2 protein-coding genes are annotated in these 1,845 nt (G+C 44.0%); one reads left to right on the forward strand and one right to left on the reverse strand.

Annotated features, from left to right (window positions below; genetic code table 11):
- Window positions 1-91: 91 nt before the first annotated feature.
- On the reverse strand, window positions 92-1,276 hold the full coding sequence (locus U2718_RS14025; RefSeq protein ID WP_411813284.1) for an RNA-guided endonuclease InsQ/TnpB family protein: 1,185 nt from the start codon (window positions 1,274-1,276) through the stop codon (window positions 92-94).
- A 6-nt stretch (window positions 1,277-1,282) separates the two neighbouring features.
- Between U2718_RS14025 and tnpA the strand changes: the two genes are divergently transcribed.
- Window positions 1,283-1,708, forward strand: a complete 426-nt coding sequence (gene tnpA / locus U2718_RS14030; protein WP_342002557.1) for an IS200/IS605 family transposase — start codon at window positions 1,283-1,285, stop codon at window positions 1,706-1,708.
- Window positions 1,709-1,845: the final 137 nt, after the last annotated feature.

Genomic DNA, 1,845 nt, shown 5'->3' on the forward strand with positions numbered 1-1,845 from the left:
AGTGACAACTCTCACCGCTAACTGCAAGCAGTATAGCGGGAGCATCTCAGATTCACAAATGAGACTTGCTGCCTCACAGGCTGAGTAACCTCTAAGCCTCCGCAGCCAGGAATCGGTAGTCCAACCGATCCATGTTTAAAAGATTAAGAGCGCTGTTCCAGTCACGGTCAATAACCAGTCCACACCCACAACGATGAACACGAACCGCCAAAGTTTTTTCAACTCTTGCACCACAACCAGAACAATTGATACTTGTTCCTTTGGGGTCAATGCCAAGGCAATGCTTGCCGCGTCTTACCGCTACTGCTTGCACGATTTGGAGGAATCCGCCCCAAGCGACATCTAGTATCGACTTAGCCAGTCGTGTTCTAGCTAGTCCCTTAATGTTGAGGTTTTCAAAAACAATTAAGTCATAAGAATTAACCAACCAATGAGCAACTTGATAATGAAACTCTTTTCTTTGCCTTGCAACGTGCAAATGAAGTCTTGCAACCTTGTTAGCTGACGAGTGGTAGTTCTTAGACCCCTTGATTTTGCGTGCAAGCTTACGTTGTTGACGGGCTAAAGTTGCTTGCGCTTTGCGGTAATACTGTGGCACTGCAATACTTTGCCCATCAGCAGTGGTTAAAAACTTTTCTAGTCCAACGTCTATGCCAGTAGCAGTTTTGATTTCATCAATAGGTAATGTAGCAGGGACGGTTTTATCTTCTAGAGAAAAACTGACATACCAACCATCTGCTTTTCTTAAAATAGTTGCCTGTTTAATCTCAAACCCATTTGGAATTGGTCGGTGCAGAATAACTTCTATCTCGCCAATCTTGGACAGTTTGAGAGTGTTACCTACCAGATGTGCGCCTGCTTTGGAAGAGTTGACACGCGCGAATGTGAAAGAACAGATATCACCGCGCTTTTTAAAACGTGGTCTTCCACCTCGCTTACCGTTCTTATCTGGTATTAACCAACGCTTCCACGCTTTATCTAACCTCATTAGGTTTTGTTGCTGGCAGTCGGCGTAAATGGTTTTGTATTCAGGAAATAATTCTTTAGTTCGTTTGAGGTCGCTTGCTTGTGTGTAGTAATCAACTTTCTCTAGAATTTTGCCAATCGGCTCACTAACCAAACTGCAACGGTCAATCTGCGACCTTGTGCGGTTTAACCAATCCAATCTTTGCCCTAGCGCATAGTTGTAGTGACGGCGCAGCAACTCAGCCCAGGTTTCCATCGTGACAACCTGTTGTGGCGTGGGGTTGAGTTTGTACTGGTAAGTGAGTAGCATATAGTCATGATAACATTTAGCGCCATGACTTACAATATAGGATACAGGTCAGTTTATAGCCTTAATATTCATTTAGTGCTTGTGACTAAATACCGTAGAAAAGTTATAGATCAAGTAATGTTGAAGCGATTACAAGAAATATTTGAAACCACTTGTCAAAAGTGGAAGAGTAAAGTTACAGAATTTAACGGAGAGCCAGACCATGTGCATCTGGTTATCAGTTACCCACCAGATGTTGAAATCAGTAAACTAGTCAACAACCTAAAAACCGTTTCTAGTCGTTTAATTCGCAAAGAGTTCTATGAACAAGTCAATAGGTTTTACAGCAAACCTGCCTTTTGGACAGGCGCGTATTTTGTTGCATCTTGTGGAGGAGTCACCCTTGAACAACTTAAATCTTACGTTGAGAACCAAAGTAATCCTGACAGTTGAAGGGGCATCGTTCCCCGAAGGGGTTCTCATTCGCCCTTGGCGTTCCCGAAGGGTAGAGTACACCTTCAACTGTCCCGCAATTCCCCTCACCGCCAAACTCTGTTGTGGCAGGAGTACCCTTGCGGAGGTCTAGATGG

Source organism: Chlorogloeopsis sp. ULAP02, from assembly GCF_038404745.2.
GTDB lineage: Bacteria > Cyanobacteriota > Cyanobacteriia > Cyanobacteriales > Nostocaceae > Chlorogloeopsis.

Bases quoted from the DNA above. Each gene is read 5' to 3' on its own strand.
- tnpA (WP_342002557.1), top strand. From the start codon at position 1,283: ATGATAACATTTAGCGCCATGACTTACAATATAGGATACAGGTCAGTT.
- U2718_RS14025 (WP_411813284.1), bottom strand. From the start codon at position 1,276: ATGCTACTCACTTACCAGTACAAACTCAACCCCACGCCACAACAGGTT.